At 47.6% G+C, this 24,859-nt stretch carries 23 protein-coding genes; 15 read left to right on the forward strand and 8 right to left on the reverse strand.

The window, feature by feature from the left end; translation table 11 throughout:
* Positions 1 to 42: 42 nt before the first annotated feature.
* The 5 genes from UF05_RS10155 to dsrO all read right to left on the reverse strand — a co-directional run bounded on the left by UF05_RS10155 (position 43) and on the right by dsrO (position 6,884).
* On the reverse strand, positions 43 to 1,095 hold the full coding sequence (locus UF05_RS10155; protein WP_052697646.1) for a c-type cytochrome: 1,053 nt from the start codon (positions 1,093 to 1,095) through the stop codon (positions 43 to 45).
* A gap of 8 nt (positions 1,096 to 1,103) precedes the next feature.
* The gene (locus tag UF05_RS10160) at positions 1,104 to 1,667 is read right to left on the reverse strand and encodes a c-type cytochrome (RefSeq protein ID WP_374011522.1); all 564 of its coding nucleotides are present in this window, start codon (positions 1,665 to 1,667) and stop codon (positions 1,104 to 1,106) included.
* A 212-nt stretch (positions 1,668 to 1,879) separates the two neighbouring features.
* Positions 1,880 to 4,972 (reverse strand): tetrathionate reductase subunit A, encoded by a 3,093-nt coding sequence (locus tag UF05_RS10165; RefSeq protein WP_045545734.1) that lies wholly within the window; start codon positions 4,970 to 4,972, stop codon positions 1,880 to 1,882.
* 17 nt (positions 4,973 to 4,989) lie between these two features.
* Positions 4,990 to 6,120: an NrfD/PsrC family molybdoenzyme membrane anchor subunit gene (nrfD, locus tag UF05_RS10170; RefSeq protein WP_045545735.1), complete on the reverse strand. Its 1,131-nt coding sequence runs from the start codon at positions 6,118 to 6,120 to the stop codon at positions 4,990 to 4,992.
* Positions 6,117 to 6,884 (reverse strand): sulfate reduction electron transfer complex DsrMKJOP subunit DsrO, encoded by a 768-nt coding sequence (gene dsrO / locus UF05_RS10175; protein WP_045545736.1) that lies wholly within the window; start codon positions 6,882 to 6,884, stop codon positions 6,117 to 6,119. The genes nrfD and dsrO overlap by 4 nt, the downstream gene beginning before the upstream one ends.
* Before the next feature lie 178 nt (positions 6,885 to 7,062).
* On the opposite strand from dsrO, the gene UF05_RS10180 reads away from it, so the two are divergent.
* Positions 7,063 to 8,898: a sensor histidine kinase gene (locus UF05_RS10180; RefSeq protein WP_045545737.1), complete on the forward strand. Its 1,836-nt coding sequence runs from the start codon at positions 7,063 to 7,065 to the stop codon at positions 8,896 to 8,898.
* Positions 8,899 to 8,918: 20 nt separating this feature from the next.
* Entirely contained in the window at positions 8,919 to 9,530 is a 612-nt protein-coding gene (locus tag UF05_RS10185) for a response regulator transcription factor (RefSeq protein ID WP_045545738.1), read from the forward strand.
* Between the two features lie 19 nt (positions 9,531 to 9,549).
* Here UF05_RS10185 and UF05_RS10190 read toward each other — a convergent pair whose 3' ends face one another.
* Complete coding sequence (locus UF05_RS10190) at positions 9,550 to 10,446, reverse strand: LysR family transcriptional regulator (protein WP_023585289.1); 897 nt, start codon at positions 10,444 to 10,446, stop codon at positions 9,550 to 9,552.
* 140 nt (positions 10,447 to 10,586) lie between these two features.
* Between UF05_RS10190 and UF05_RS10195 the strand changes: the two genes are divergently transcribed.
* From UF05_RS10195 to UF05_RS10205, 3 genes are all read left to right on the forward strand, one after another.
* Positions 10,587 to 10,985 carry a hypothetical protein gene (locus UF05_RS10195; protein WP_045545739.1) on the forward strand — a complete coding sequence of 133 codons (399 nt, stop codon included), beginning with the start codon at positions 10,587 to 10,589 and terminating at the stop codon, positions 10,983 to 10,985.
* A 61-nt stretch (positions 10,986 to 11,046) separates the two neighbouring features.
* A complete protein-coding gene (locus UF05_RS10200; RefSeq protein ID WP_045545740.1) occupies positions 11,047 to 13,158 on the forward strand; it encodes a protein-disulfide reductase DsbD family protein in 2,112 nt (703 codons plus the stop codon).
* The gene (locus tag UF05_RS10205; protein ID WP_045545741.1) at positions 13,155 to 13,670 is read left to right on the forward strand and encodes a protein disulfide oxidoreductase; all 516 of its coding nucleotides are present in this window, start codon (positions 13,155 to 13,157) and stop codon (positions 13,668 to 13,670) included. The genes UF05_RS10200 and UF05_RS10205 overlap by 4 nt, the downstream gene beginning before the upstream one ends.
* A gap of 49 nt (positions 13,671 to 13,719) precedes the next feature.
* Here the strand turns inward: UF05_RS10205 and UF05_RS10210 are convergent, their stop codons facing one another.
* Positions 13,720 to 14,253, reverse strand: coding sequence for a hypothetical protein (locus tag UF05_RS10210; protein WP_045545742.1), 534 nt, complete (start codon positions 14,251 to 14,253; stop codon positions 13,720 to 13,722).
* A 392-nt stretch (positions 14,254 to 14,645) separates the two neighbouring features.
* On the opposite strand from UF05_RS10210, the gene UF05_RS10215 reads away from it, so the two are divergent.
* The 9 genes from UF05_RS10215 to UF05_RS10255 all read left to right on the forward strand — a co-directional run bounded on the left by UF05_RS10215 (position 14,646) and on the right by UF05_RS10255 (position 22,922).
* Complete coding sequence (locus UF05_RS10215) at positions 14,646 to 15,278, forward strand: class I SAM-dependent DNA methyltransferase (protein WP_023585293.1); 633 nt, start codon at positions 14,646 to 14,648, stop codon at positions 15,276 to 15,278.
* Between the two features lie 25 nt (positions 15,279 to 15,303).
* Positions 15,304 to 16,059 carry a class I SAM-dependent methyltransferase gene (locus UF05_RS10220; protein ID WP_045545743.1) on the forward strand — a complete coding sequence of 252 codons (756 nt, stop codon included), beginning with the start codon at positions 15,304 to 15,306 and terminating at the stop codon, positions 16,057 to 16,059.
* A gap of 19 nt (positions 16,060 to 16,078) precedes the next feature.
* Complete coding sequence (locus tag UF05_RS10225; protein ID WP_045545744.1) at positions 16,079 to 16,504, forward strand: GNAT family N-acetyltransferase; 426 nt, start codon at positions 16,079 to 16,081, stop codon at positions 16,502 to 16,504.
* 3 nt (positions 16,505 to 16,507) lie between these two features.
* Positions 16,508 to 17,068 carry a GNAT family N-acetyltransferase gene (locus tag UF05_RS10230; RefSeq protein ID WP_082064000.1) on the forward strand — a complete coding sequence of 187 codons (561 nt, stop codon included), beginning with the start codon at positions 16,508 to 16,510 and terminating at the stop codon, positions 17,066 to 17,068.
* A gap of 217 nt (positions 17,069 to 17,285) precedes the next feature.
* Positions 17,286 to 18,419 carry an efflux RND transporter periplasmic adaptor subunit gene (locus UF05_RS10235; RefSeq protein WP_045545745.1) on the forward strand — a complete coding sequence of 378 codons (1,134 nt, stop codon included), beginning with the start codon at positions 17,286 to 17,288 and terminating at the stop codon, positions 18,417 to 18,419.
* On the forward strand, positions 18,412 to 19,683 hold the full coding sequence (locus UF05_RS10240; protein WP_045545746.1) for a TolC family protein: 1,272 nt from the start codon (positions 18,412 to 18,414) through the stop codon (positions 19,681 to 19,683). The genes UF05_RS10235 and UF05_RS10240 overlap by 8 nt, the downstream gene beginning before the upstream one ends.
* Positions 19,680 to 20,894 (forward strand): ABC transporter permease, encoded by a 1,215-nt coding sequence (locus UF05_RS10245; RefSeq protein WP_045545747.1) that lies wholly within the window; start codon positions 19,680 to 19,682, stop codon positions 20,892 to 20,894. Before UF05_RS10240 ends, UF05_RS10245 begins: the two co-directional genes overlap by 4 nt.
* Before the next feature lie 2 nt (positions 20,895 to 20,896).
* Entirely contained in the window at positions 20,897 to 22,180 is a 1,284-nt protein-coding gene (locus tag UF05_RS10250; protein ID WP_045545748.1) for an ABC transporter permease, read from the forward strand.
* Between the two features lie 22 nt (positions 22,181 to 22,202).
* Entirely contained in the window at positions 22,203 to 22,922 is a 720-nt protein-coding gene (locus UF05_RS10255) for an ABC transporter ATP-binding protein (protein ID WP_005457931.1), read from the forward strand.
* A gap of 120 nt (positions 22,923 to 23,042) precedes the next feature.
* Here UF05_RS10255 and UF05_RS10260 read toward each other — a convergent pair whose 3' ends face one another.
* Entirely contained in the window at positions 23,043 to 23,567 is a 525-nt protein-coding gene (locus UF05_RS10260) for a cysteine hydrolase family protein (RefSeq protein WP_045545749.1), read from the reverse strand.
* Positions 23,568 to 23,677: 110 nt separating this feature from the next.
* Here UF05_RS10260 and UF05_RS10265 point away from each other — a divergent pair, with 110 nt between their 5' ends.
* Positions 23,678 to 24,592 (forward strand): GlxA family transcriptional regulator, encoded by a 915-nt coding sequence (locus UF05_RS10265; RefSeq protein WP_025524090.1) that lies wholly within the window; start codon positions 23,678 to 23,680, stop codon positions 24,590 to 24,592.
* The last annotated feature ends 267 nt before the right edge of the window (positions 24,593 to 24,859 follow it).

The raw sequence follows: 24,859 nt of genomic DNA on the forward strand, positions 1-24,859 counted from the left end.
AATGTATATAAGGATGTAGCTATACGGCAAGCTCTAACGTTGCTACTCAACCGTTCCGCTTGCAAATGCGTTTTTACCTATTTGCTTACCGTTTAGTGTTTTGCCGTAGTAACCTTGGTGCTGGTGGTATTTTTCAGCATTTGCGGTGACGCTGCCTTTAAATCGAGGATCTTGTGGGCGTTCGTGACTATTGATGTACGCAGCAACGTCCCAAGCTTCTTGCTCAGTCAGCTGCACACTTTTTCCAAGTGGCATGTTCTCATAAATAAAATAGGCCGCTGTGTTAATGCGGTGCATACCTGCGCCCCAGTTATACGCAAATTCGCCCCAAAGCGGAGGAATGTATGAATGGCCGTCGGTGCCTTTGATACCCGAGCCGTCGGCGCGATGACAAGTCTCGCAGTTCTTTTCATAGACTAAAGCCCCTCGCTCTGGTGATGGTTCTTGCTTCGGTGCGGCGATTTTTGGGTAGCCACGTCCTGCTAGGTTGCCGCGCTCTTTAACCGGTAATGCTTGAGCGATAGCATCTGGCAAAGGGAAGTCCTGTGCTTTACCACCCACTTGGAGAGCTTTAATGTCTAGTTCTGGCACCGCTTCATCGTTCATACCATAACTATCGAGTAATCCACCCATTGCCAGCCAATAAGCGTAAGCGCTGAGGGCAACAATTTCGGGTGAGTCGTAAGCGGGGGCTTTGCCGTTCATGGAGTATTCGAAGCAACCTTGAATACGGTCTGCGTAGCTGTTTACGCGATCGTTTTTCTTGCGATAAGCCGGGTAGGCCATGTACGCCGCCCACAGCGGTGCTGCATTGGCTTTTCGTCCTGCTTCCATATGGCAGTTCACACAGTTTTGCTCATTGCCAACGTATTTGCCGCGCATCTGTTGCGAGTTAACAAAGAGCGAGTAACCACGTTTTACTTGCTCACCAAATGCGGTGTTTGGAATTTTACTCAGATCGCGAGGCTGCAAATATTCACCGTGATTCTCTTTTTTTACCGCGGGCAGTTCAGTTTGACGATCCGGCAGTGGCTCGTTGGCCAAAGTAGCAGCAGAGATGAGAGGTAATGCGAACAAAGAATAGAAACGTTTCATGTCTGCTCCTAGTAACGTAATGAGGCAAAGTAGTAGGAAAGGTTTTCAATCTCTTCGTCAGTGAGATTTTTCGCGATAGTACCCATCATATTGAGCGGGTCACCACTGCGAGTGCCGTTTTTCCATGCCATCAATTGCGTTTTTAAGTAATCAGCATGTTGGCTTGCGAGGCGAGGGAATTTGTCGACGCCCATTCCGCTGGCTCCATGACAAGTCGCGCAAGCTGGAATGTTTCTATTCCAATCACCTTGGAAGATCAATTTACGATACGGGTTACGAATGTCGGCTTGGTCGCCGCGTTGCTCTGGGTTAGTGAACTCGTAGCTTGGAAGATTAGCAAAGTAATTCATGACTTCTTTACGAACGGCAGGATTGCTAAGCTCTTTCGCCATGCCTTGCATGACCACGTTTTGTCGTTCGCCACTAAGGAAGAGTTCTATTTGGGTGTTGAGATAATTCGCGTTCAGACCAGCAATCATAGGCGCAATGTTTGGTTGACCCATGCCATCTTGGCCGTGACAACCGCTGCACACGCTGGCTTTTTCAGGAATAGACGAGGCGCTTGCGCCCATTGTGGTTGCCAGCAAACAGGCCGTCACCACAGGTAGTATTTTTGACATGCTGACTCACTTTAATTGTTATTAATATCTCCAAGTGTCTACTGTGATAGTGACTTGGGTGCTGTATTGTCGGCTTTGTCAATAACTAAAGGTATTGTGGATTTCCACATATTTAGAGGATGTGAAGAGCCGCTAAATGGCAGCTCTTCAGGTTTGGTTGTCTACTAAGCTTTGCGGATTTTGGCTGGTAATGATTGGCGAGCCGCGGCTCCTACCACCCAGTCTAACAACACGCCTTTCCCTTCTCGGGTTGGGTCAATTAATCCGATGTCGTTAATGTTAACGCCATCTTGGCTGCGAGTTTTTACTGGTTGCTGTTTATCGCCGATCCAGTGCGATCGTTGTCCTAGCTCGGTATGACCAAACCCATGTTCAAATCCGAGTGTGCCAGGGCGAATTCCGCTGACTATCATCGCAAGTGCTTTGGTGCTTGCAGATGGAGTCTCGATAAAAAACTCATCACCCGTTTTAATGCCCGCGCGTTCGGCATCGATTGGATGGATGTACACTGGGTTTACGCCTTTGATCGAGTTCAACCTTGGCGATAGGTTGGATACCGCACTGTGAATGTTGGATTTAAAGTTCGTCAGGCTGAAAGGCCATTCTGAGCTTGGGAACCGGTCTTCCATTGGTGTGCCGTCGGCCAGTTTTTGTGGATGCCATGTTGGGCAACCCATGTAGAAATCCCCCGTCATAGTGTTTCTTGCGCTGCCGACACGTTCATTCCATATCGCAACAGGTCGTGTCCATTTGTGCTTCATTTGCTCACCTTGATACGCTTCGGTTGCATTTTCAAAGCGTCCGCCGCGAGCAAAAATAAACGCCACTCGTTTCATCTCATCCGCTGTTAGCGTGCTTTGCATCGCTGGCATTAAACGCTCTAAGCCTGACCACGCAATGTCTTCTGCCGAAACTTCAGGCACGCCACCTTTCACATAAGCCAAGTTTGCCGCAGCTCGCAAATAGAAATCTTCGGCGCGATGGAGAGCGTGCCAGTTGCCTTGTGCATCTTGAATTGCATTGTCACCAAAACCGCCCAGCTGCATTTTCTTAGCAACATCAATCAGGAAGTTCTCTAAACAAATCGAGCGACCGTCGGCGGTTTTCTCTGTTCGCGCTTCCACTATCGGCCAACGAGCGGTGACGGTTTTCACCGGAACATCGTGCCAAGGCGTTGCCATGCCCCAGCTTTCGTAGGTGACGGTGTCCGGCACAATGTAATCCGACAACGCGGTGGTTTCGTTAATGAACGCATCAATAGACACAATCAAACCGAGCTGCTTTGGATCTTTAAGCTTGTCTTCCAGCAGCGTTTTCAAACCGGGTACACCATACATCGGGTTCGCCATGTGGTTGATCCACGCTTTAACGCGATATGGATAACCATCAATAGCCGCAGACAAGTGTTCCGTCAGCAGTGGCGCTGCAAACGGATACCAAGGTGCGCGAGTTGGGTAAGGGGATTTTCCTGACTCAACGCGACGCTTGTATTCGCTGGTTTTGTGGTAGGGGAACTTACTGCGCGATAGAAAGACGCCTTTCGGGCCGACCTTACTCGCAAATTTGGTGAAGTCGTAACGAGGACCCGCAGCGGAAGTTGGGTAGCCACCCGCTTTGGCCATCGCGCCGCCTTTCATGTTGATATTACCAATCAATGCATTGAGCATCATGATGGTAAACGAGTTATAGAACCCATTGGTGTGCATGTTGCCACCGTGGGTATCGACCACCGCTTTTGTGCCGTAGCTGGTGAAGCGTTTCGCTAGTTCTGCGATTTGCTCAACAGGGATCTCACATTGTTTGCTGTAGAACTCAAGACTGTATTTGAACGCCTCTTCTTTGAGCCTTTGTAGAGACGATTTTACTCGTACTTCGCCTGATGCAAGCGAAACCGTTTTATCGACAAACAGTGCCGCTTCTTCTGTCTGGGTATGCACACCAAATTCGCCGCTTTGGTCATCCACGATGACGTACGGGTCGGAATCAGACAACGCTTCGCCCTCGAATGGCAGATTCAGATCCGATGCGCGTAAAAACGTGCCGTTTCTCGGGTGCTGCTCATCGCTTATCACGAGATGTGTAGCATTACACCAGTGCGCGGTGCCTGCTCGTTTCATCGCGTTTGCCCCTGGCTGCGCCAAAAAGGTTTTGTTGTAGCGTTGGTTTTCGATGATCCATTGGATCATGCCAAGCACGAGGGCAGAGTCGGTGCCCGGTTTGATTGGTATCCAGCGGTTATTGTCACCTGCTGCCAAGCTCGATGAACCCGCCGGCAAACTTGGTGTGATGATGGTGTATTCCAAGCTGCCTTCTGTTCGCACATTGGCGAGTTGGCGCGCCTGACGTTTAAAAGGGTTGCCAGCTTGAGCTGGCGACATACCGATGAAGATGATGTATTCCGCATTATCAAAGTCTGGCTTTAAGTGTGCGTTCTTATCTAAATCGTTCATAAATGCACCGCTGCCAGCACGAAATGCATAGCCGCAGTAAGAGCCATGATGCCCAAAGTTACGCGTACCATAGCTGTTGAACGCGAAGCGTTTGAATATGTCGTCTCGGCCTTCGTTACCGGCGTTGGTCATTAACAATTGGTTGGCTTTCGGGCCATATTCTGGGTTTTCAGGATCAACGGGCGTTGTTAAATCGCGAATGTCGCGTAAGCCATCAATATGGCCTTCACCAAATAAATCACCACCTTCCACGACTTCTTCTATCAATTGCTCGTAGCTGATCGGAATCCATTTTCCTTCGCCGCGTTTGCCAACTCGTTTCAGCGGCTGAGTAATGCGGTACGGACTGTTGCGAATTTCTAGCATCCCGTTTCCTCTCGCACAGGCGGTGGAACGGCCGTCAAGGCCCGCTTCTCCTGCCAAACTCAAATAAGCATCTTTGACTGGCGTTTCGAAAGGAATGTGTTGTTGATGAGACAGTGGGTGATATGGGTTGCCACTAATACGCAAGATCTCGTCGTTGCGGTTATCAATGCGTACACGCAATCCGCACAGTGACCAACAACCAAAACACATCGATGGCGCAACACGTTGGTTTGGATTTGGGATCAGATTACCTTGGTCATTGACGGCGTATTCTGGTTCGAGGGAATTGCCGTGGTGAATATCGCGAGTCTTTTGCCCAGCAGTGCCTTCCAGCGCACCTTCTACCATGTGCTTGGTTGTGGTGGCGTAACCTGCAGCAAATGCACCAAGCCCACCGACTACAAGGCCTGATTTCAAAAACTGACGGCGTTTGTTATCCATAATGAAATCCTCTTTGATTAGCGTTCAGTTAAGGTGAGTGATGATGCGTTTGCTTCGATATCTTGTTTTGGCTGAACCAGCTCTGAGCCGAGCAGTGCCAGAGCAAGCCATAATCCGAGCATGCCGATAATGCCTATCCAGCCATTTCCATCCATAGTGAGTTGGTATGGATACAGCCCTGCATCGAACTTGGCGATGGTTTGTACTTCCATGATGGTGAACCAGCGAATCAGCCACGCGCTTGCCAATGCGGCAGCAGACACAAAGCCGAGCCCTATGACGTGACGAAATCTGGCTGATGTGGACTTTTGGGTATCGCGCAAGAAGATGAAGGCGAGCAAAACACAACCTAAAACGACAAAAGTGAGCAAGGCAATGTTGTGCATCCATTGTTCGCTAGAATAGAGCGAAAATGTAGAGTTGTTGGATGCCCAAATGGGTAGGAGAATCAGCGTCAGAACGCCGCTCGTTACCAGTGACTTTCTGAGTAAATTGTTATCACCAGAAGTGAGAGTTTTCGATTGGCTAGGCAGCAGTAACCAAATCAGCAGAGAAAATCCGACAGCGCCCATAAATGCAGTGACAAACCAAAGAATTGGTGACGCGGGTTGGTGCCATAAAGGGCGCGATTGAACGACTGCAATTTCAGCGCCTGTGTAGACTGCAATGGTGATGCCTGATAGCACAGGGATGGCAGACACCATAAGCATGGCTCTACGAGAGAGCGCCCAGTTACCCAGTGACAGCTTTGAAATTAGAGGCAGTACTTTCCCTGGCTGATTACGTAAGTTGATCAGATCCTCGCGGAGATACAGCCATGCTGTCGCAACCGCCAGCGCAGAAAAAACAGGCAGGAACAGCGAGCCTAGAGACATCCATGACCACGGCGTGATGTGCGCGTAAAAATGCCAAGCTCGTCCCGGCTGGTGAAGGTCGCCAGTTAACGCCAACGGGCCTACGATAGCGCCGATGGCCATCGTTAGCACCAGCGCGGCGCGTAACCGATGACTGGTGTGTTGCTCAAATAACAGTGCGATTAGGAACAAAATAGCGGCAGCGTAAGCAGAACCGATGTAAAAGAAGTACTGCACCGCCCACGGGAGCCAAGCCATTGCTTGAGGTTGGACTAACACTTCGGTGATGTTCATGCGCGCTCTCCTTGTGGGTCGTAAATAGCTGGCTGCCCGTCGATGTGGCTGGTGAAGCGTTCATCCATGCCGATGTAAAACACATGCGGCTTGGTACCTTCATTGGGTTTCAGCACTTTGATGTCGTCTTGGTGCTTCGCAATTAAGCGGCGGACTTCACTTGATGGGTCATTCAAATCACCAATCACGCGAGCGCCGCCCACGCAAGTTTCCACGCAGGCAGGCAATAGACCTTGTTCTAGACGGTGAGTACAGAAGGTACATTTATCTGCTGTGAGGGTGTCTTCATTGATAAAACGCGCATCGTAAGGGCAGGCTTGTACACAATACGCACACGCTACGCAGCGACTGTTATCCACCATGACGATGCCATCTTCTCGCTGAAAGGTTGCTTGAACGGGACAAACGGCTACGCACGGCGGGTTATCGCAATGATTACAAAGTCGAGGCAGCATAAAAGCCTTCGCTTCTTGTGTGGTTGTGGAACCGTCATCGAGCGTGACTTCGTATTGTTTCACTGTGGTTCGGAACTGACCGATTGGCGCTTGGTTTTCAATACTGCAACCTACGGTGCACGCTTGGCAGCCGACGCATTTACGTAAATCGATCACCATGGCGTAACGTTTTCCGACTTGTCCTTTTCGGTCGGCGGATTGGTTATTGCGAATAACATTGCCCGCGGTTGCGGTGCCAATACCTGCAATGGGGATCAACGCGGCACCCGCTGTAATGGCGCTAAGAAAGCGACGTTTGGTGGAATCCATAACTCACCTGCTGTTAGTTGAATTTGAACTGACTGATTCCATTGTGAGAAATGCGCTGCGACGTCGATATAGTGGATTTCCACATACCCAGATCAAAGTTGATCTAAAACAAATGTGGTTTACGGAAGGTAGCTGTTATTCTTGCTTCATTATTTTCGAAGGAACGATTCGACTCATCATGAACAAAACGCCACGGTTGCTTCAGTTTTGGATTCTGTGCTTGGTTGTCTTTGCATCTTTAGCTCAGGGCGCTGTTTCTGAACAAGAATATCTGCAAGGAATGCAGGAGCAAAAGGCAGTGCAGCCAGAGGCCAAGCAGAAAGTCGAAGTGGGCGTGTTAGCGATACGTGGTCACCTTTATGCCGAGCAGAGATGGCAACCGACCATAGATTGGCTCAACCAGCAAATCTCGGATGTGTACTTTGAACTGCACCCGCTCAATTTGGACGAAATGGGGGAGGCGGTGAAGTTTCAGACCATGGACTTCATCTTAACCAACCCAGGTCAGGCTGTGCGCTTGGGCAGACAATATGCGTTGTCATGGATGGCAACATTGACGGGGCGCGCACCGCAAAACTCGAACTATAGTATTGGTTCTGCGCTGGTGGTTCGGGCAAATTCGCCATACCAAACATTAAAAGATGTTTCTGGATTTCCTGTCGCGGCAGTGTCCGAAAAAGCGTTTGGTGGTTATCTGACACTGCGCTATCAAATCGTGGAAATGGGACTCGATCCGAATGACTTTTTTGCGGATGTTCGCTATCTCGGTTTCCCAATTGATGCCAATCTCTACCAATTACGTGACGGCAATGTTGAAGCCGCTGTCGTGCCTGCTTGTCTACTGGAACAGATGCAAAATGAAGGTCTGTTACAGCACGGTGATTTTCGAGTCTTAAACCAACAGCCAAATGAACATTCTTCGTGCGCTGTTTCTACGCCGTTATATCCAAACTGGTCGTTTGCCAAAACAGAACGCGGCTCGTCTCTTCTGGCGAAAAAAATCGCGCAAGTCTTACTTGCTATGCCGCCAGAGCACCCCGCCATTATTGCCGCTGGCGCGTCAGGCTGGACATCGCCAGTTAGCTTGTTGAGCATTGATAAACTCTATCAGGCGTTGGATTTACATCCATTGCAGCAACCTTGGTGGAGTGAGGCGCTGCGCTGGTTGCGCAGTCATCAAGAATGGGCATGGGCACTGTTCATATTTGTGATTGTATTGAACGCGTACCACTTTTGGCTTGAGTATCGTTTTAGCAAAAGCAAACAAGCATTAGAGCTGACATCGCTAAGGCTGAAAGAGAAAAGCGAGCAGTTAGAACATTCACAAAGAGTGGCGATTGTCGGAGAAATTGGCAGCAGTCTGGCTCATGAATTAAATCAACCGCTGGCAGCCATTCGTAATTACAGTGAAGGTGGGTTGCTGCGTCTTGCAAAGAAGCGTCCGCATGAAGATATTGTGCCTGTGCTAGAGAAAATACAGGGGCAAGTGGAACGAGCCGATGCCATCATTCAGCGTTTAAGAACGTTGATACGCAAACGCAGTGTTGATAAGACACCATGCGATATTCAAGCCTTGATTGCAGACACCATTGAGCTGCTTCATTTTCGAATGCAAAAGCAGAACGTCGCCATTGTGACCAGCGTTGAAGGAGAGATGCGTCCTCTACTGGCAGACTCCGTGGGCGTTCAGCAGGTTTTGGTTAATGTGATCAACAACGCCATTGATGCGTGTGCTTTGTTTCAGGAGAAATACCACTCGTCGGGCTACCAAGGTAAAATTGCCCTGCATTGTGACTACCAAGCTAACCAGCTTTCTATTCGCATATTGGATAACGGCACTGGGTTACAGCAAGATAATCCGACCCAAGCTTTTGTGAGCTCTAAAGCCGAAGGACTTGGGCTGGGGCTGGCGATTTGTCGTGACGTAATGGAAATGCACGGCGGCGAGTTTCTCATTGCTTCAACCACGCCGCACGGCTGTTTGGTTGAGCTTGTGTTTCCTTATCAAAACTAATCGGTATTTAGGAGCAGTTAATGATCAGCAGTGAAAAGCAGCTGCCTGTTTATGTGGTTGACGATGATGAATCGGTACGTGATTCGCTGGCTTTTATGCTGGAGGAGCATGACTTTAACGTGACGACTTTTGCTGATGGGCAATCTTTTCTCGACGAAGTGAACATTCATCAGGCCGGATGCGTGATCCTTGATAGCCGAATGCCTAACCTTCGTGGTCAGCAAGTTCATCAATTTTTAAATGAGGCGCACAGCCCATTAGCGGTGATTTATCTGACCGGTCATGGTGATGTACCGATGGCGGTCGATGCGTTGCAAGCTGGGGCGGTCAACTTTTTCCAAAAACCAGTCAAAGGCGATGAACTGGCTCAAGCAATATTAAATGGTCAGATGCAGTCCGCGGCGAGCCTCGATATGGTGGCGGCAAGAGCGGCGTATGAATCACTAACGCCGCGCGAAAAAGATATCTTACGTTTGATCATTGCTGGTAAGCGCAATATTCGAATTGCGGATGAGCTGTGCATTGCAATGAGAACGGTGGAAGTTCATCGAGCCAGCTTACTGAAAAAGTTCTCAGCCAAAACCGTCGCAGAATTGGCCTATATTTATGGCAAGTTGGAGAATCCCATCTAGCGAGAGCTGAGCTGTAAGATTAGGAATCTTCAAACTTCTGTTTGATGAAATCGATAAAAGTTCGCAGTCGTTTCGGTTGATAGCGATCTCGATGGAATATGGCGGAAAAGGGCACCGACGGGATTTCCCAATCTGGCATCACTTTTATCAGTTGGCCTAGCTCCACTTCTTCTGCACAGTAACTCAGTGGAACACGAATAATGCCGTTGCCGTGCAGCGCGCCCATGACTAACGCTCGTCCATTTTTACAGCGCAAGTTGCCTTTTACGACCACATCGGCGTGGTCATTTGGGTTCTCTGCTTTACGATAGTTCCAACGCGTAACCGAACCAGTCAGAGTTCGATGTTCGGCCAGCTCTTTTGGGTGTTTTGGCATGCCATATTGCTGCACATAGCTCGGGCTTGCGAGCGTGACCATGTCAACCGTCATCAGCTTGCGCGCGACAAACCCTGCATCATCCAATTCCCCCATACGAAATGCGACATCAAACTGATCTTCAATCAAATCAATACGAGGCGAAGAAAAGTCCAAGTCAATGCTGACGTTCGGGTACTGTTGCATAAACTCACACACGTATTTGGCGATGATGTCTTCGCCGATGTAGCCACCCACACAGTTCACTCGAATCACGCCGCGAATCTCTTGAGTATCATCGACGGCGGCAATTAACGCTTGGTCGATGTCTCGCAAAGCTTTTTCACAGTCGTGATAAAAGCGCTCGCCGGCATGAGTCAAACGCAGCGTGCGTGTGGTTCGGTTGAGTAGTGTTACGCCCATTTGCGCTTCAAGTCCGCTGATCTGGCGAGAAACGTGAGATCGAGAAACGGACAGAGCTTCCGCCGCTTTGGTGAAGTTGCCAAGTTGGGCGATCAAAACAAACGAGCGAATGTCGGCGAGATTAACTTTATTGAGCATAATGAGCGTGTTGCAAAAAGCGATGGGTTTAAGGTTATCACAATTATTTACCAATCATATCGGCAAGCAAGGTCGAACGACTTGAGCTTTACGACAACTTGCGTATTATTTTCTGCGTTTCCATCTTTATCTGACTTTTTATGAGCTTATTGATTTCACGACAAGGCACGCCTCAAAAGCGCGCGAAATGGCTGCTAACAATGATTGGCTGGGTCATCGTCGTGTGTCTGATGCAAAATTCTGGTTTGGTTTCGGCATGCTCGATGAGTGATGACCAAACCTTGGTTTCTGCTTTATCTAGCGATGATGCTCATGTTGTTAAAGCTGATAAAGTCAAAGAGCTGAGTAAGTGTGAACTGTCTGAAAAGTTGATTCAGTTTACCCAGCATCAGCTCGAAGCCTTCATTGTCGTTTTGTTCATTGGCATTGTTTTAGCCGCAGTTTGGCGATGCAGTGCCTTTGTTAACGCAAGGCAATGGACTGAGCCCATCTACGACAAACATCGAATTCATCTTACCTTTTGTGTGTTCCGAGAATGACAAGTGATTCTGGCCGAAAACGCCAGCCATTTTCTACACTTGTTATTAATTAGGAATCACTATGAATCACATTACTAAAGCGACTCAACTCGCGTCCATATTCTTTATGGCGTTGGTGTTGGGTTTGTTCTCTCTTAATCTCTCGGCGCAAACTACCGACACGGGATGGATGACCAATCCACAGCATCCGCCTGTGCAAACGCGTTTTGTTTTGACTGGTCAGCAAGATCCGCAAGCCAAAACACTTACAGGTTATTTGGATGTTAAGTTGAGCGGAGACTGGAAAACTTACTGGCGATCGCCGGGCGAGGGTGGTGTCGCGCCATCGATAGATTGGCAAAACTCGCAAAACCTGAGCAAGGTTGATTGGCAATGGCCATATCCGCAAAAGTTCGAGTTATTGGGCATTGAGACTCTCGGTTACAAAGGTGACACTTTGTTCCCAATGACGCTGCATATCGACGATATGTCGAAACCCGTCACGATTGATGCAGTACTCACGCTCTCTTCCTGCACCACCATCTGTGTGTTGACGGACTATCAAATTCAACTGACCTTCCTGCCATCTGAGCTGAAAATCGACGAGCAGGTGATGTTCAGTTACGCCCAAGCGGTGAGCAATGTGCCCCAGCCATCGCCGTTTATTGATGTCACTCAAGCAAGTTGGGATGCAAACCAATCGAAGTTGCAAATCAAGCTCACGAACACTCAAGGTTGGAACCAACCACAAGTGTTGGTGGACGGTGTCGATGAGGCAACGCGAGACTATAGCTTCAAGCTTGAAGGTATACATCAAGAGGGAAATACCGTTACCGCGAGCTATTTGGTGGATACTTGGTTAGGCGATGTGGAGTTAAGTGATCAGTCGCTGTTTGTGACCATCAAAGACGCCAACTTGTTGGCAGAAGAAACCACTCAAGCAATAGCTGAGGCGATAGTAGACCCACTGCCGAGCACGTCTTTAGTGAGTATTTTTCTGTTCGCTTTGCTCGGTGGTTTGATTCTCAACATCATGCCTTGCGTTCTTCCGGTTTTGGGGATGAAGCTCAGTAGTATTGTTGCCGCTCAAGGTATCGAGCGTCGTCAAATCCGCGCTCAGTTTGTTGCGTCTTCACTTGGCATCTTAACGTCGTTTTGGATTCTTGCTGGTTTTATTTTGGCGCTCAAACTGACAGGTAATGCCATTGGTTGGGGCGTTCAGTTCCAAAGTCCTTGGTTTTTAGGATTGATGGTTCTGGTCACAGGTTTGTTTGGCGCCAACATGCTAGGACTGTTTCAAATCCGTCTTTCGTCTGGCTCCAGTACATGGCTCGCGTCGAAAGGCGACAACTCGTTAGCTGGACACTATGTGCAAGGGATGTTTGCAACCTTGCTTGCTACGCCGTGTTCTGCGCCTTTCCTAGGAACGGCCGTGGCGTTTGCTTTGGGTGCCGATGTGGTTACGCTGTTTGCAATTTTCACCGCCTTAGCTTTGGGGATGGCGTTGCCTTGGATTATGGTGGCAATTTTCCCAAGCATTGCGCTTAAATTGCCGAAGCCGGGTCAGTGGATGAACGTGGTCAAAGACGTATTTGGTGTGATGATGTTGGCCACCAGCGTTTGGCTACTGTCTTTGATGGCCAATCACTTACCAGTGTTTTGGGTCATTCTCGTCGGTTTAGTCGCGTTTATTGTTCTGATGATTCGCGTTAAACGCGTTCATGGCGATAAAGCACTCATGGTATCCGGTTCTGCATCGCTTATCTTAATTGCTGGCGGGCTGCTACTTGGCAGTGTCACCGCAAATCAATGGGCGACACCGCTTCCTGAGGACTTAACATGGCAGAAGCTTTCTAACTCGGCGATCGAACAGCACGTCAATAATGGGCGAGTGGTGTTTGTGGATGTGACTGCGGATTGGTGTGTCACGTGTAAAGCGAACAAGATCGGCGTGATCTGGCAAGATCCTGTCTACTCATTGCTGCAAAGCCCTAATGTGGCGACGTTAAAAGGGGATTGGACACATCCGGACGGCTCGGTAACGGACTTTTTACGAGCTCATGGGCGTTACGGTGTGCCGTTTAACATCGTCTATGGCCCGGCGGCGCCACAAGGTATCCCGTTACCTGTTATTCTGACTGATGATGTTGTTTTAAGCGCGGTGAAACAAGCGAGTGGGGGAACCATTCAATGAGTTCGACAAAGCAGCGTAGAACATTCCGATATTGGCTCGTTCAAATCGTACAGGTGGTGCTCATTGTCACCGCTATTTCTATCGCGATGGATTGGTATCGCACCAAAGATATTCCGAAACAGGAGGCACCACCATTGAGCTCAGTATTGAGCGATGGTGAATACTTCGATGCAATCGCGCAAAGTCATGAACAACCTGTCGTTGTTTACTTTTGGGCGACTTGGTGTCCCGCTTGTAAATTTGTAAGCCCAAGCGTGAGCTGGCTGAGTGATGACTATGCCGTAGTTGGCGTTTCTGGCTCATCGGGGCCGAATGAGCGCGTGGCGCAGTTTATGCGGGCAAAAGAATATCGTTTTGAAAACATAAACGATCCTTCAAGCGATATTATGCGTGAATGGAAAATTAGCGTGACTCCAACCATTTATATTTTAAGAAATGGTGAAGTGACCTCTATTACGACAGGCATCACAACGCCGATAGGAATATTGGCGAGAATTTGGTTGGCTCGATAACGAAATAAAAATCCGATATTCAAAATACTGAATATCGGATTTTTTCTTTTTATTTTCTCGCTCCAACGGGAATCATAATGTGTGCGTATGGCGTGCCTTTCCACATCACGTATGGGCCACCATAACTTGGGTCGGTTGGTAGAGAGTCCAGCAACGTTTGGTCTGGGGTAATAATCATCAAGTGTGGTCCTTCCACAATCCATTGATTATCGTCCGTCATCCCTTCTGCAAATGGGTCGGTGTTACTGGCACCGCCATCACCCGCTAACATGTAAGAAATGCCTAATGCTTTGGCTTGGAAAGGTTTTTTGTTCATCCAAGCGTCTGCCCATTCCATCCAAGGACCATCCATACACATTGGAGCAATGCCTTCCAACTGAGGTGGTGTTGGGAAGCAAGTGTATTGGCTAGAACCTTCTTGCAGAACATTATTATTCCAGTCCATCACTGTTACTTTATCGCGAATAGTCGGTGGCGCTGCACTCAGTGCATCTTCTAAAAGTGCTTTTGAATCATCGGCTGCGAACGCGCCAAAAGCGTAGCAGACCGAAACAACAGCGGTTAAATAAGGAGTTAGTTTCATAAATTAAACCTCAAGTTAATACAACATGAGAATTTGAGCACTTTAATTATAGAGTGATATTAAAAATAAGAATCATTATTTAAATGAAAAATAATAAGTGATAGGTTTGTTATGTTAATTTAAATATTGTTTTTATATACAGCGAATAGAATGATGGAAATAAGATTAGCTGAATAATCTAAGACAGATTATCAGGACATATTTTCTCTTTATGCACTTAAAAATTCCATCGGAATTACGGGCCAATACTTTTCAAAATTTCATCTATTTCTACTGGTTAGCGCTGAATAACCAGCCGGTTACGTTTCATAAAAAATTAGCCATTTAATAAGTGCTTAGGTGCGTATTGCGTGTTACATTCGAGCATCGTTCTGGTTATCAAGGAGGAAACGATGAACGTAGCAAAAATGTATGATGATGTGTCGGAGCGCTATCAAAAGTTGGTGGATGACAGCCATTACGTCGGCCCACGTTGGATTTCTGGGAAGTTAAAAACCTTTCCCATCGAGCAAGGCTCGGCTCTCGACCTAGCCTGTGCGACAGGCAGTATCGGTCATGTCGTAAAAAATCACTATCCAGATCTCACCATCCATGGCTTAGACATCTCGTCCAAAATGGTTGATAAAGCGCGCCAAACTAACCTCTATCAAAGTGTCGCGGTTCATAACCTCGATGAGCCATTTTCCCCTTTGTTTGAGCAAACCTTCGATCTTATCACCGCACTTGGTTTTACTGAGTTTCTAGCCGAGCCTCAACAACTGCTGGAGTGCATTTCGCGTAAGCTAACGGTGAATGGACGATGTTTTATCAGCTTTCAATACCACGATCCGGATGGACAAGATTTGCCTCGAAATACTTATAGTGGATCGGTCGTGCATACGGCATATACCGAAAGTGAAGTTGAACAACTCTGTCAGCAGGCGGGGTTGGAAGTGGTTTCCTTAGAAAATGTGATTGGTTACGTATCTGGTGTTGGTTATGTGTGTCGATACTTGATGCTAGAGCTGAAAAAGTCACACCGCTGAAATAAGTAACAAACAAGGACTGTTTTTGAAAACACAAGATTTAACCGAGTTCGGGTCGGGCATTGAATACGATGCCCAATACGAGCAGCATTACCATCACGATATTGCTTTCATCACAAGGTTAATCGAAGAAACCAATGCTCGAAGTGTATTGGATGTCTGTTGTGGTTCCGGCATTGTCACGATTCCAGTCTCTGAGCAACTCAACGAAGCCATTGGCATTGATATTTCTGAAGGGATGCTCAAACACGCAAAGGACAAAGCCAAAAGTAGGAGTAACTTACGTTTTCTTCATCTCGACGCAACCCAGTTTTCGTTAGGTAAGAAGTTTGACCTAGCCATAATGACAGGGAATGCATTCCAAGCCTTTTTAAGTGACGACATGCTGGCAGGCGCACTGAGCTCAATATCTAAGCACCTAGAAAAAGGTGGGCGATTTGTCTTCGATACGCGGTTACCAACGCCAGAGAATCTAGAATTGGATCATGAGATGGCGCTGTGGCAAACCTATGTTTCTCCAACCTATGGTGAAGTGAATTATTTCGGTATGAAGGCCGAGTATGACTTGCAAACGTCCATCATGTATTTGAACAAAGAGCGCCATTTTGAAAGTGGAACGATTGAGCATTCCAGCATTGATTTAAAATATCGTCCGCTGGAAGACATAGACGTTTTCCTTGAACAAGCGGGATTCAGAATCATAGAGAAGTACCAGTCTTGGTCAGCGCAAGCATTTGAGGCGAATGCCAACTCGCTTGTCTGTATGGCTGAGAAAATATAAATCAATGTTGAGGGATACAATGCAAGGGTTTCGAATTACCACGTCGTTAGATGACATGGATTTAGACGTTATCTACCAGTTCATTTCAAACAGTTATTGGGGAAAGGGCATTCCAAGAGAACGCCTTGAGAAGTCATTGCGCCATTCGTTCTGTTTCGCGGTTTTGGATGACAGAAATCAACTCGTCGCTTTTGCTCGGTTAATTACCGATCGCACCACGTTTGCGTACCTTGCCGATGTGTTTGTTGTGGAGGCACACCGTGGTAAAGGCATCAGTAAGTGGTTGATCTCAGAAATTCTTGTTCATCCAGAACTACAAGGCTTACGCCGTATGATGCTTGCAACCCGTGATGCTCATGGATTGTACGAACAGTTTGGGTTCACTCCTATTGCTCCAGTAGAAAACTTCATGCAAATCTGGAAACCGAATGTTTATCAGAGCTAAACCATGATGAGAGTTGAATCTCAACAAGTGGCAATCAGACACCTCAAAACAACAGACGCTGCTCCTCTATTTGAAAACTATTTAGGCGATGAGCAAGCATGCCGCTTCCTCAATCGCCAAGCCCACCAAAATGTTAATCAAACCCTTGAAGCCATCGAAAGATGGCGTGCTCAATATGATCAAAAGTCTCCCAATCTATTAGTCTTCACCATTGAAGAACTTACTTCTCAAACTCCTATAGGCTGTCTGGTGCTGATACCTGAGCAAGACAGCAGTGAAATCCATTTTGGTATTTCTGCTCGCTATCGGGGAAAAGGCTATGCAACCCAAGCCTGCAAACTTGGCGTTGTCTACCTGCAAAGCTTGGGTATACCGCGCATTCGCACCGCCCCGCATATTGGCAACCACGCGAGTATCCGTGTGTTGGAGAAATGTGGCTTTATCAGCCAAGGCATTTTAAAAGCGCATGCAGTTTTTCCTGCTCTAGGACGTGAGGCGCAAGACTGTATGGATATGCGATTGGAGGATACAGAACTGCGCCATTTTGCACATTGTTCAGAATAAAATAGGTGGCGGTTGAAACAAGCGGTTACAGAGCTTGTCAGTCACCATCGTAGACAATGTCTTTGTTGAATGATTCTTTAGTCTTTGATTGTCAGAGACGACTGACAAAACCATACCAACTGTGACAACCAAACCGCTATTAAAGCAGGATATTATTCCTTCAACTTTGTGTTTTAGGAGTAGTCATTAGACTACCCAATAATTGTTGGAATAAATAATGACGAAACGTTGGCTTGTCTCCGCTGTGAGCATTGCGCTGCTCGGCGGTGGTACGTATTTCTATCTCCAATCTGCCGCTCAACCAGAATTACTGCCTACATTGATTGTGGAAAAAGGCACGATTGAAAAACAAGCGGTGGCTGTTGGTAAAATTGTCCCTGCACACTCTGTGTCTATCAAGTCGCAAATCGACGGTATCGTCGGTGAAATTTACGCGAAAGTTGGTGAAAAGGTGAAGCAAGGCCAACCGCTGATCAAAGTGCGTCCAAACCCAACTCCCCAAGCATTAACGGATGCATCGGCAGAACTCATGCGTAGCGAAGCCGATCTGGAATCCGCCAAACAAAAACTGTCCAACTTAGAAAGCTTGGTCAAGCAGGACATTATTCCAAGTAACTACGACGAATACGTAAGTGCGCGCTCGGCAGTCAAATCTGCGCAAGCGGACGTATTGCAAAAGCGCCAGAATCTCGAACTCATCCGCAGTGGTGAAGCGTCTATCGGTGATGCGCGTTTAACGTCGACGATCTACGCGCCAATTGATGGCACGGTACTCAACCAGAAAGTTGAGGTCGGAGAGCCGATCATCTCGACTCAATCAAGCCAAGCCGCGACTGAAATGATGTCATTGGCCGACATGAACAGTCTGATTTTTAAAGGTAGCGTCAGTGAGCATGATGCTGCGCAGTTGTCTCCGGGAATGCCCGTTATGTTGACGGTTGCGCCTTATCCTGATGTGGCGATTTCTGGTGTGCTAACCAAAGTGGCGATTCAATCTGAGAACCTTAACTCACCAGAGGGCAATGCTTCTGCAAAAAGTTTTGATAACGGTTTTGAGGTTGAAGTGGGAGAACTCAAGCTCCCACAAGATGTGTTGCTTCGTTCTGGTTTTTCATCGACGGCTCAAATCATTCTGAAGAAGTCTGAAAACGTGCTCACTCTACCGGAGCGCGCTCTGCAATTTGATGGTGACGCACCGAATGTTCTGATCCCCGACAGCTCAGAACAAGGGTTTCATAAACAACCTGTGAAACTCGGTCTGTCAGATGGCATCAATGTCGAAGTGCTTGACGGCGTGGAGCTTGATGAAGAGGTTATCGACAACAGCATGATGGGAGCGGCGCATGGTTAAGCTGCAACGATCAACAATCGCCTTTGCATTGTTGGCTGCCACGCTCAGTTTGCCGACCTACGCAATTTCTATTGAACAAGCTTGGCAACAAGCAAAGCAGAACGATCCAAATTACGAAAAAGCGAAAATCGGCGTCCAGCTTGGCGAGGTTGGCGTACAGAGTAGCCGCAGTGCGTTACTGCCGGGTTTAAGCGCCAGTGCGTCAGCGGATTGGAATGAGTCCTCAAGCCATTCCAACAGTTACGGCGCTACCTTATCTCAAACTATTTGGGATAGCAGTTTGTGGTCGGAACTGGATCAAGCGAATGCCAATTATCTCAAAGCACAGTTAGAGCTATCTCAATCACATAACGAGCTTGCGCAGAAGTTGCTCACCGCTTACCTAGATGTGGCAAGCGCACAGGGCGACCTCAAATTGGCGCAGTCCAAGCTGGAGGAGGGGAAGGAACTTCTCAACATCATCGAGAAACGCTATCGAGCAGGCAAAGTGAAGTCGGTTGATGTTGAAGAGATGCGAGCGAATCAAGTTTCTGAGCAAGCAAGTATCCTCAATGCAAAAGCCGATCTCGAAGTGAAAAAAGCAGAGCTTGCGGCGTTAATTAATCAAATGCCGGAGAGTGTCGACCAAATTCGAACGGATTCTTTGATTCAGCCGCCGATGCTGGTGGACTCTCAGGAGCAATGGCTAAAGCTGGCTAAAGACAGCAGTCCAGAGCTGTTGGTGGCGGCGCAGATGGTGAAAGCGAGCGAGTTCGCGAAAGATTCAGCTAGAGGTGGATACTACCCAACCGTCAAAGGCAGTGTGGGCTACAGCGATGGTGACAATCGTTCAAACGGCGAGTTTAACGCTGGGATTAGTTTGAGTTTGCCGATTGACCTCAATGGTGCAGTGCGAGCGAAAGTGGACGAAGCATCGTTGAACATTTTAAGTGCCAAGCAAGATATGCGTAGAGTGGAAATTGATATTCAGAAACGAGTTATTCAGCAGTTTACGCAGGTCGATATCAATTGGAATCAAGTTTTAATAGCGAACGAGCTGGTTGAGTCGCGCGCCAGAGTGTTGCAAAGCAAAGAGAAACTTTACGACGCTGGTCTGCTTGAAGTGTCGGAAGTTATCAGTGCACACAACAGCTTGTTTGAGGCTAAAAACAGTCTACAAACCAACTTGTACAGCTATTGGCGTAAGAGAATCGGCTTACTGCAAACCGCAGGGAAACTCGATGACGATACCATGGCGTTGATCTCTCGGGCTTTTCATTCATGAGCAGCCTGTTGCAGCAAACTTGGCAAACGTTGATGGCGCACCGTATGAAGAGCGTGCTAGCCATTATCGCGATTGCTTGGGGCGTGATCTCTGTGGTGGTGTTAATCGCACTTGGCGAAGGCTTTTATCGCCATCAGACCCAGTCGTTTTCATTTATGGTCAACAATGTGCAAGTGGTGTTTCCGTCGAGTACCAGTAAACCGTGGCAAGGGTTAGCTTCAAGACGACAAATTGATATTCCACAAGAAAAAGTCGAGATGATCAAACAGTCAGGCTTCGTGCAACAGGCGTCAAGCGTTTACGCCAAATGGGATGCGAATATCACCAATCTCAAAGGACAGAACTTATCGAGTACGGTCAGCGGTATTGATACGTCTTACTTTCCTTTAATACAACGCAAGCTGCAATCCGGTTCGAGAAACCTGTCACCAAGTGATATGGACAACCACACTCGCGTGGCGGTGTTAGGCGATCAAATTGCGCAAATGGGCGGAATCCAAATCGGGGATAGGCTCAAAGTCGACGGCATTCCGTTTTTGGTGATTGGTGTCACCGTCGGTGAGGACGCTGGCATTTCATTCGGCGATAGCCGCACGGTTTTCATTCCTCAAACAACGTACCGCGATTTGTGGGATGCGAAACCTTGGATGGTATTGATGAAGCCGAGAGACGGGATGGATGCACCGTCGTTTCGACAAAATATCGTGAACTTTTTCGCCAAGCAGCTTCATTTTGACCCAAGTGATAAAGACGCGGTCGAATTACCCGATTTTAGTGAAGGTGCGGCGGTCATCAGTGGAATTTTGCGTGGCATTCAGATTTTTCTCGGAGCGAGCGGCGCGATGACCATGGCGGTCGGTGCGCTTGGCGTTGCCAACATCATGTTTTTATCCGTCACGGAGCGCACGCGTGAAATCGGTGTGCGTTTGGCGATCGGGGCGACTCAAAAATCCATACTCAGTCAGTTTATTCTTGAAGGGCTTATTTTGGTAGCCGTGGGCACGGCATTAGGTCTGATGTTTTCGTATGCAGTGGTATCTGTCTTAAGCAGCATGGCATTACCGGAATGGATTGGTTTACCTGTGATCACGCCAGATTCCATTGCTTGGTCTTTACTTGTGACGCTTATCTTGGCATTGATGGCGTCGTATTTCCCAGCAAGGCGAGCATCGCGTCTCACGCCAGTCATTGCTTTGAGTGCGAGGGCTTAGTCATGTTGTTACCGATGAGACAAATTTTCCAAGAAATGGCCGCAGAAAAGCTGAGATTGGGTTTGACCATTCTGGCTGTAGCGTGGGCGACCCTCTGTATCGCTGCTATGTTGGCGGTAGGTGAGGGTATTCGTCAGGGCGTATTGAAAACCGCACAAAATGGTAACGGCAACTTGATCTATTTGACCGGAGGGATGGCCACCGTCGACCATGGTGCTTTTCACCAAGGTAAATTTCTGACATTAAAAATGGACGATTCAGAGGTCGTTCGAGCGTTACCCGATGTAAAAAGTGTTGCGCCAACTGCGAAGTGGAAAGAGCGCATCACCGTTGGTGACAGAAGCTCGTGGCAAGAGCCCTTAGCGGTCACGAGCGAGTTTCAATCCATGACCAATTTGGTGCCGATGGTGGGGGGACGATGGTTAAATCCACTCGATCAAAAAGAGACGCGCAAAGTCGTTGTACTGGGTTATGAACTGGCAGCCGACTTATTCAACCCGAATGAGGACTTTAGTTGGTTTGCGACAGTCACATTGCAAGTCAACCCTGTGGGGAAAAAGGTAAAAATCGGCAATGAGGAGTTCACCGTTGTGGGCGTATTGGAGAAAAACAGCGCCCAAATAGAACTGGGGGATCTTATCAACTATTCCAGCTTTGTGCCGTTAGCGACGTGGAAGCGATTTCATGTCAACGGTGAAATTGGTGGCATCAATGTGCAGCCAGAAGCGGATGTAGACCGAGAAGCCTTAGCAAAGACGATAAGGCAAGTGATTGCCCGTAAGCACGGGGCAAGTGTCAGTGATGAACAGGTCGTCCAAGTCGATGATATGTTCCTTAAGCAAAAGAGTATGCAGCAGTTTCTGATAGGTTTGCAGAGTTTTCTTGGCATTATCGGCTTCGTGACGTTAGCTGTTGCTGGCGTCGGCATTGCCAATGTGATGTATGCCACCGTAAAGCGATCTACGCGTGATATCGGTGTGCGCATGGCAGTCGGTGCAACCCCAACGGCTATTCGCATGCACTATTTAGTGCAGTCTTTATTGACAATGATGATGGGGGGCGCGCTTGGCTTAGGCGTGACGTACGCGCTGGTGTCTGCCATCAGTTCCATTCCTTTAGAGGGCAATGCTTTTTATGACCAACTGGGTAAACCTGTCCCTGAGTTGTCGTGGGTCGTTGTCGCGATTGTCATCCTCACCTTAGTGATCATTGGTGTGGCATCTGCATGGTTACCTGCAAACCGAGCCGCAAAAGTCAGCCCGTTGGAGGCGCTACAAAGTGAATAACAACAATAACTCTGGAAAGAACATGTCGAACAAGCCGCTTGTTGAGCTGACCAACATCTGTAAATACTACTCAAGCGGGGAGGCGGAAGTTCGCGCGTTAGACGGCGTTGACTTAACCATTAATCAAGGCGAGTTTCTTTCGATTCTTGGCCCGTCCGGTTCAGGCAAATCAACGTTGATGAACATGCTCGGCTGTTTAGATAAGCCCACCGATGGCGAGTACCAACTTGGCGGCCAAAACGTCGCAAGTTTAAGTGCGAATGAGCTGGCTGGCATTCGTAACCAAAAGATCGGATTTGTCTTCCAAAGCTTTAACTTATTGGAATACGCGACGGCGCTTGATAACGTGGCACTGCCGTTGGTTTACTCTGGTATCAAAGCCAAAGAACGTCGCCAGCGCGCTGCCAAATTGCTAGAGCAAGTCGGGTTAGGGGATCGTTTAGACCACAAACCAAACCAGCTTTCTGGCGGTCAAAAACAGAGGGTCGCGATTGCAAGAGCCTTGGTCAACGATCCGCAAATCATCTTAGCGGATGAACCAACGGGTGCATTGGATTCAAAATCCGGCGCAGAGATTGAAGCCTTGTTCAATCAACTTCACGCTGAAGGCAGAACATTGATCATCGTGACGCACGATAACGCCCTCGCAGAACGCACCAAACGCATCATCACGATCAAAGATGGTAAGGTGATTTCGGATAGAGCGCCGATAGGGAAGGAGAACGCAATTTCTCACTGCTAAGCTAAATAAGATCGATGATTTGAATTTGGGCAGCTATGGATGCTGACACCATAACTGCCCAATTTCGATTGGTATGAGAGCTAACGGGCGAATGATACCGGTTAATTTTTTGTTGGGCGTTTATTTTGAAAGTACGTCGGAAGAAGCCAATAGAGGTACTCGAATAGATACCGCACTTAAAGCAATGTTATGAATCATTTGATCGGTCGTCGTACAACAATCTTCAATGATGGAAACGTTGTATTTTTCCGCTGCTTTTGAAATTGCCGTATGTGTCACGCAATTTTGCGTCATCATTCCACAGATCAACAATTCATCTACGAAGTTCCTTTCTAGCGCTTGTTCGAGGTCCGTTTGATAAAAACTGTCAGCGTGCTGTTTTTGAATTATCTCGGCGTCAGGACATATTGAGATGACGTCGGGATGAATCTCCACACCAACACTGCCTTCCTCAAAGAAAGGCGCTTTCCCTTTAGGGGCCGAAGATACATGTTGAACAAGGAATATCGGGATATCTTGTGCTATGGCTTTCGCCATCAACTGCTTAATGTTGTCCAAAGTGGTATCGGTATTCCACAAAGGAAATCGGCCATTCGGGAAATAGTCGTTTTGTATATCGATTACAAGTAATGCGCTGTTGCTCATGTTCAATTCCTGCTGATTTTGGTTCACGTCTTGCCAAATTATGAGTAACTTGCTGCATTATTTTTAGAGTCTAAAATGACATAAAAGAAGTCAAAAACGACAAATTAAAGATGATCAAAATAACGATTGGAATCTGCGAGTATCCCTCAGTATTGAAGTCGGCAGTTTATGGCTTTGAAGAGATGTTTTTGCTGGCCAACAGAATATGTAAGGAACAGAACATTGAGGTTGTGTTTGAGCCGATTTTAATTCCACATACAGACCTAACCGCAGAAAGACTAACGGTTGTTTTGTTGCCACCTGCGTCACTTGATAATTACTACTTAGCTCCTGATGATGCGTTGATTCGATGGCTTAAAGCGCACTACTCACAAGGGGCGGTGTTATCTTCTGCATGTGCCGGAGTATTCATTCTTGCCGCAACCAACTTGATCGATTCGAGAGAGGTCACAACCCATTGGGCATTGGCGGAAACATTCTCCCAAGCCTTTCCTAGCATTGCGCTGGATAGCAATAAGATATTGATCAATCACGGCGACATAGTAACGGCGGGTGGGATGATGTCATGGTTAGACCTTGGCTTTGAGCTGATCGCGAAATACGCTTCGCCGGGTGTTGTGCGTCAGCTTGGAAAAACGCTGGTTATTGATACCGCTCAGCGAGCGCAGAGCTACTACCAACAGTTTCATCCATCGTTTTCTCACGGTGATTATGCGATTGTTTCCATTCAACAAATCATGCATCAGCGCTATGCAGAGCCTTTGTCCATAAAGCAGTTAGCAAAGCAAGCCAACCTTACAGAACGCACGATGCAACGACGATTTTTGAAAGCGACAGGATACAACCCTAATCAATACTTGCAGCGTCTTAGAATTCAGAGCGCATGTGATTTGTTAGAAAGCACACAGCATTCCTTTGATTCTATAAGCCATCAAGTTGGTTACGAGGATACGAGCGCATGTAGGAAGGTTTTCATAAACGTCATTGGTTTAACTCCGCGAGAGTTTAGAAAACGATTTGCTTGAGTCTTGTTTGAATATGTAGAGCAACTCGGTGAAGTTGCGAGTTTCAAGTGAAACCGCAAAGAATGGAAGTATGCGTAGGTCCATTTCTCTAGTCATGAATTTCTTTCATGTTCAATGTGAAACAATACCAATATTATTCAACTCGTGAAGCAAGTATAAAAAACGTACTGCTCTGGTGTTAGGCACTGCGACCACCGTTTTTAGTACGAACTGTTTGTCGTGAACGCCGCGCAACCTAACGATTGGGAAAACCAAAAAACAAAAATA

Source organism: Vibrio sp. S457-15, from assembly GCF_000960545.1.
Taxonomy (GTDB): Bacteria; Pseudomonadota; Gammaproteobacteria; order Enterobacterales; family Vibrionaceae; genus Vibrio; species Vibrio parahaemolyticus.

Excerpts from the sequence above, each read along its gene's own strand:
- UF05_RS10190 (WP_023585289.1), bottom strand. The coding sequence starts at position 10,446 with ATGCTCAATAAAGTTAATCTCGCCGACATTCGCTCGTTTGTTTTGATC.
- UF05_RS10155 (WP_052697646.1), bottom strand. The coding sequence starts at position 1,095 with ATGAAACGTTTCTATTCTTTGTTCGCATTACCTCTCATCTCTGCTGCT.
- UF05_RS10165 (WP_045545734.1), bottom strand. The coding sequence starts at position 4,972 with ATGGATAACAAACGCCGTCAGTTTTTGAAATCAGGCCTTGTAGTCGGT.
- UF05_RS10240 (WP_045545746.1), top strand. The coding sequence starts at position 18,412 with ATGGTTAAGCTGCAACGATCAACAATCGCCTTTGCATTGTTGGCTGCC.
- UF05_RS10235 (WP_045545745.1), top strand. The coding sequence starts at position 17,286 with ATGACGAAACGTTGGCTTGTCTCCGCTGTGAGCATTGCGCTGCTCGGC.
- dsrO (WP_045545736.1), bottom strand. The coding sequence starts at position 6,884 with ATGGATTCCACCAAACGTCGCTTTCTTAGCGCCATTACAGCGGGTGCC.
- UF05_RS10215 (WP_023585293.1), top strand. The coding sequence starts at position 14,646 with ATGAACGTAGCAAAAATGTATGATGATGTGTCGGAGCGCTATCAAAAG.
- UF05_RS10255 (WP_005457931.1), top strand. The coding sequence starts at position 22,203 with ATGTCGAACAAGCCGCTTGTTGAGCTGACCAACATCTGTAAATACTAC.
- UF05_RS10245 (WP_045545747.1), top strand. The coding sequence starts at position 19,680 with ATGAGCAGCCTGTTGCAGCAAACTTGGCAAACGTTGATGGCGCACCGT.
- UF05_RS10230 (WP_082064000.1), top strand. The coding sequence starts at position 16,508 with ATGATGAGAGTTGAATCTCAACAAGTGGCAATCAGACACCTCAAAACA.
- UF05_RS10210 (WP_045545742.1), bottom strand. The coding sequence starts at position 14,253 with ATGAAACTAACTCCTTATTTAACCGCTGTTGTTTCGGTCTGCTACGCT.
- UF05_RS10225 (WP_045545744.1), top strand. The coding sequence starts at position 16,079 with ATGCAAGGGTTTCGAATTACCACGTCGTTAGATGACATGGATTTAGAC.
- UF05_RS10200 (WP_045545740.1), top strand. The coding sequence starts at position 11,047 with ATGAATCACATTACTAAAGCGACTCAACTCGCGTCCATATTCTTTATG.
- UF05_RS10250 (WP_045545748.1), top strand. The coding sequence starts at position 20,897 with ATGTTGTTACCGATGAGACAAATTTTCCAAGAAATGGCCGCAGAAAAG.
- UF05_RS10195 (WP_045545739.1), top strand. The coding sequence starts at position 10,587 with ATGAGCTTATTGATTTCACGACAAGGCACGCCTCAAAAGCGCGCGAAA.
- UF05_RS10260 (WP_045545749.1), bottom strand. The coding sequence starts at position 23,567 with ATGAGCAACAGCGCATTACTTGTAATCGATATACAAAACGACTATTTC.
- UF05_RS10185 (WP_045545738.1), top strand. The coding sequence starts at position 8,919 with ATGATCAGCAGTGAAAAGCAGCTGCCTGTTTATGTGGTTGACGATGAT.
- nrfD (WP_045545735.1), bottom strand. The coding sequence starts at position 6,120 with ATGAACATCACCGAAGTGTTAGTCCAACCTCAAGCAATGGCTTGGCTC.
- UF05_RS10160 (WP_374011522.1), bottom strand. The coding sequence starts at position 1,667 with ATGGGCGCAAGCGCCTCGTCTATTCCTGAAAAAGCCAGCGTGTGCAGC.
- UF05_RS10180 (WP_045545737.1), top strand. The coding sequence starts at position 7,063 with ATGAACAAAACGCCACGGTTGCTTCAGTTTTGGATTCTGTGCTTGGTT.
- UF05_RS10205 (WP_045545741.1), top strand. The coding sequence starts at position 13,155 with ATGAGTTCGACAAAGCAGCGTAGAACATTCCGATATTGGCTCGTTCAA.
- UF05_RS10265 (WP_025524090.1), top strand. The coding sequence starts at position 23,678 with ATGATCAAAATAACGATTGGAATCTGCGAGTATCCCTCAGTATTGAAG.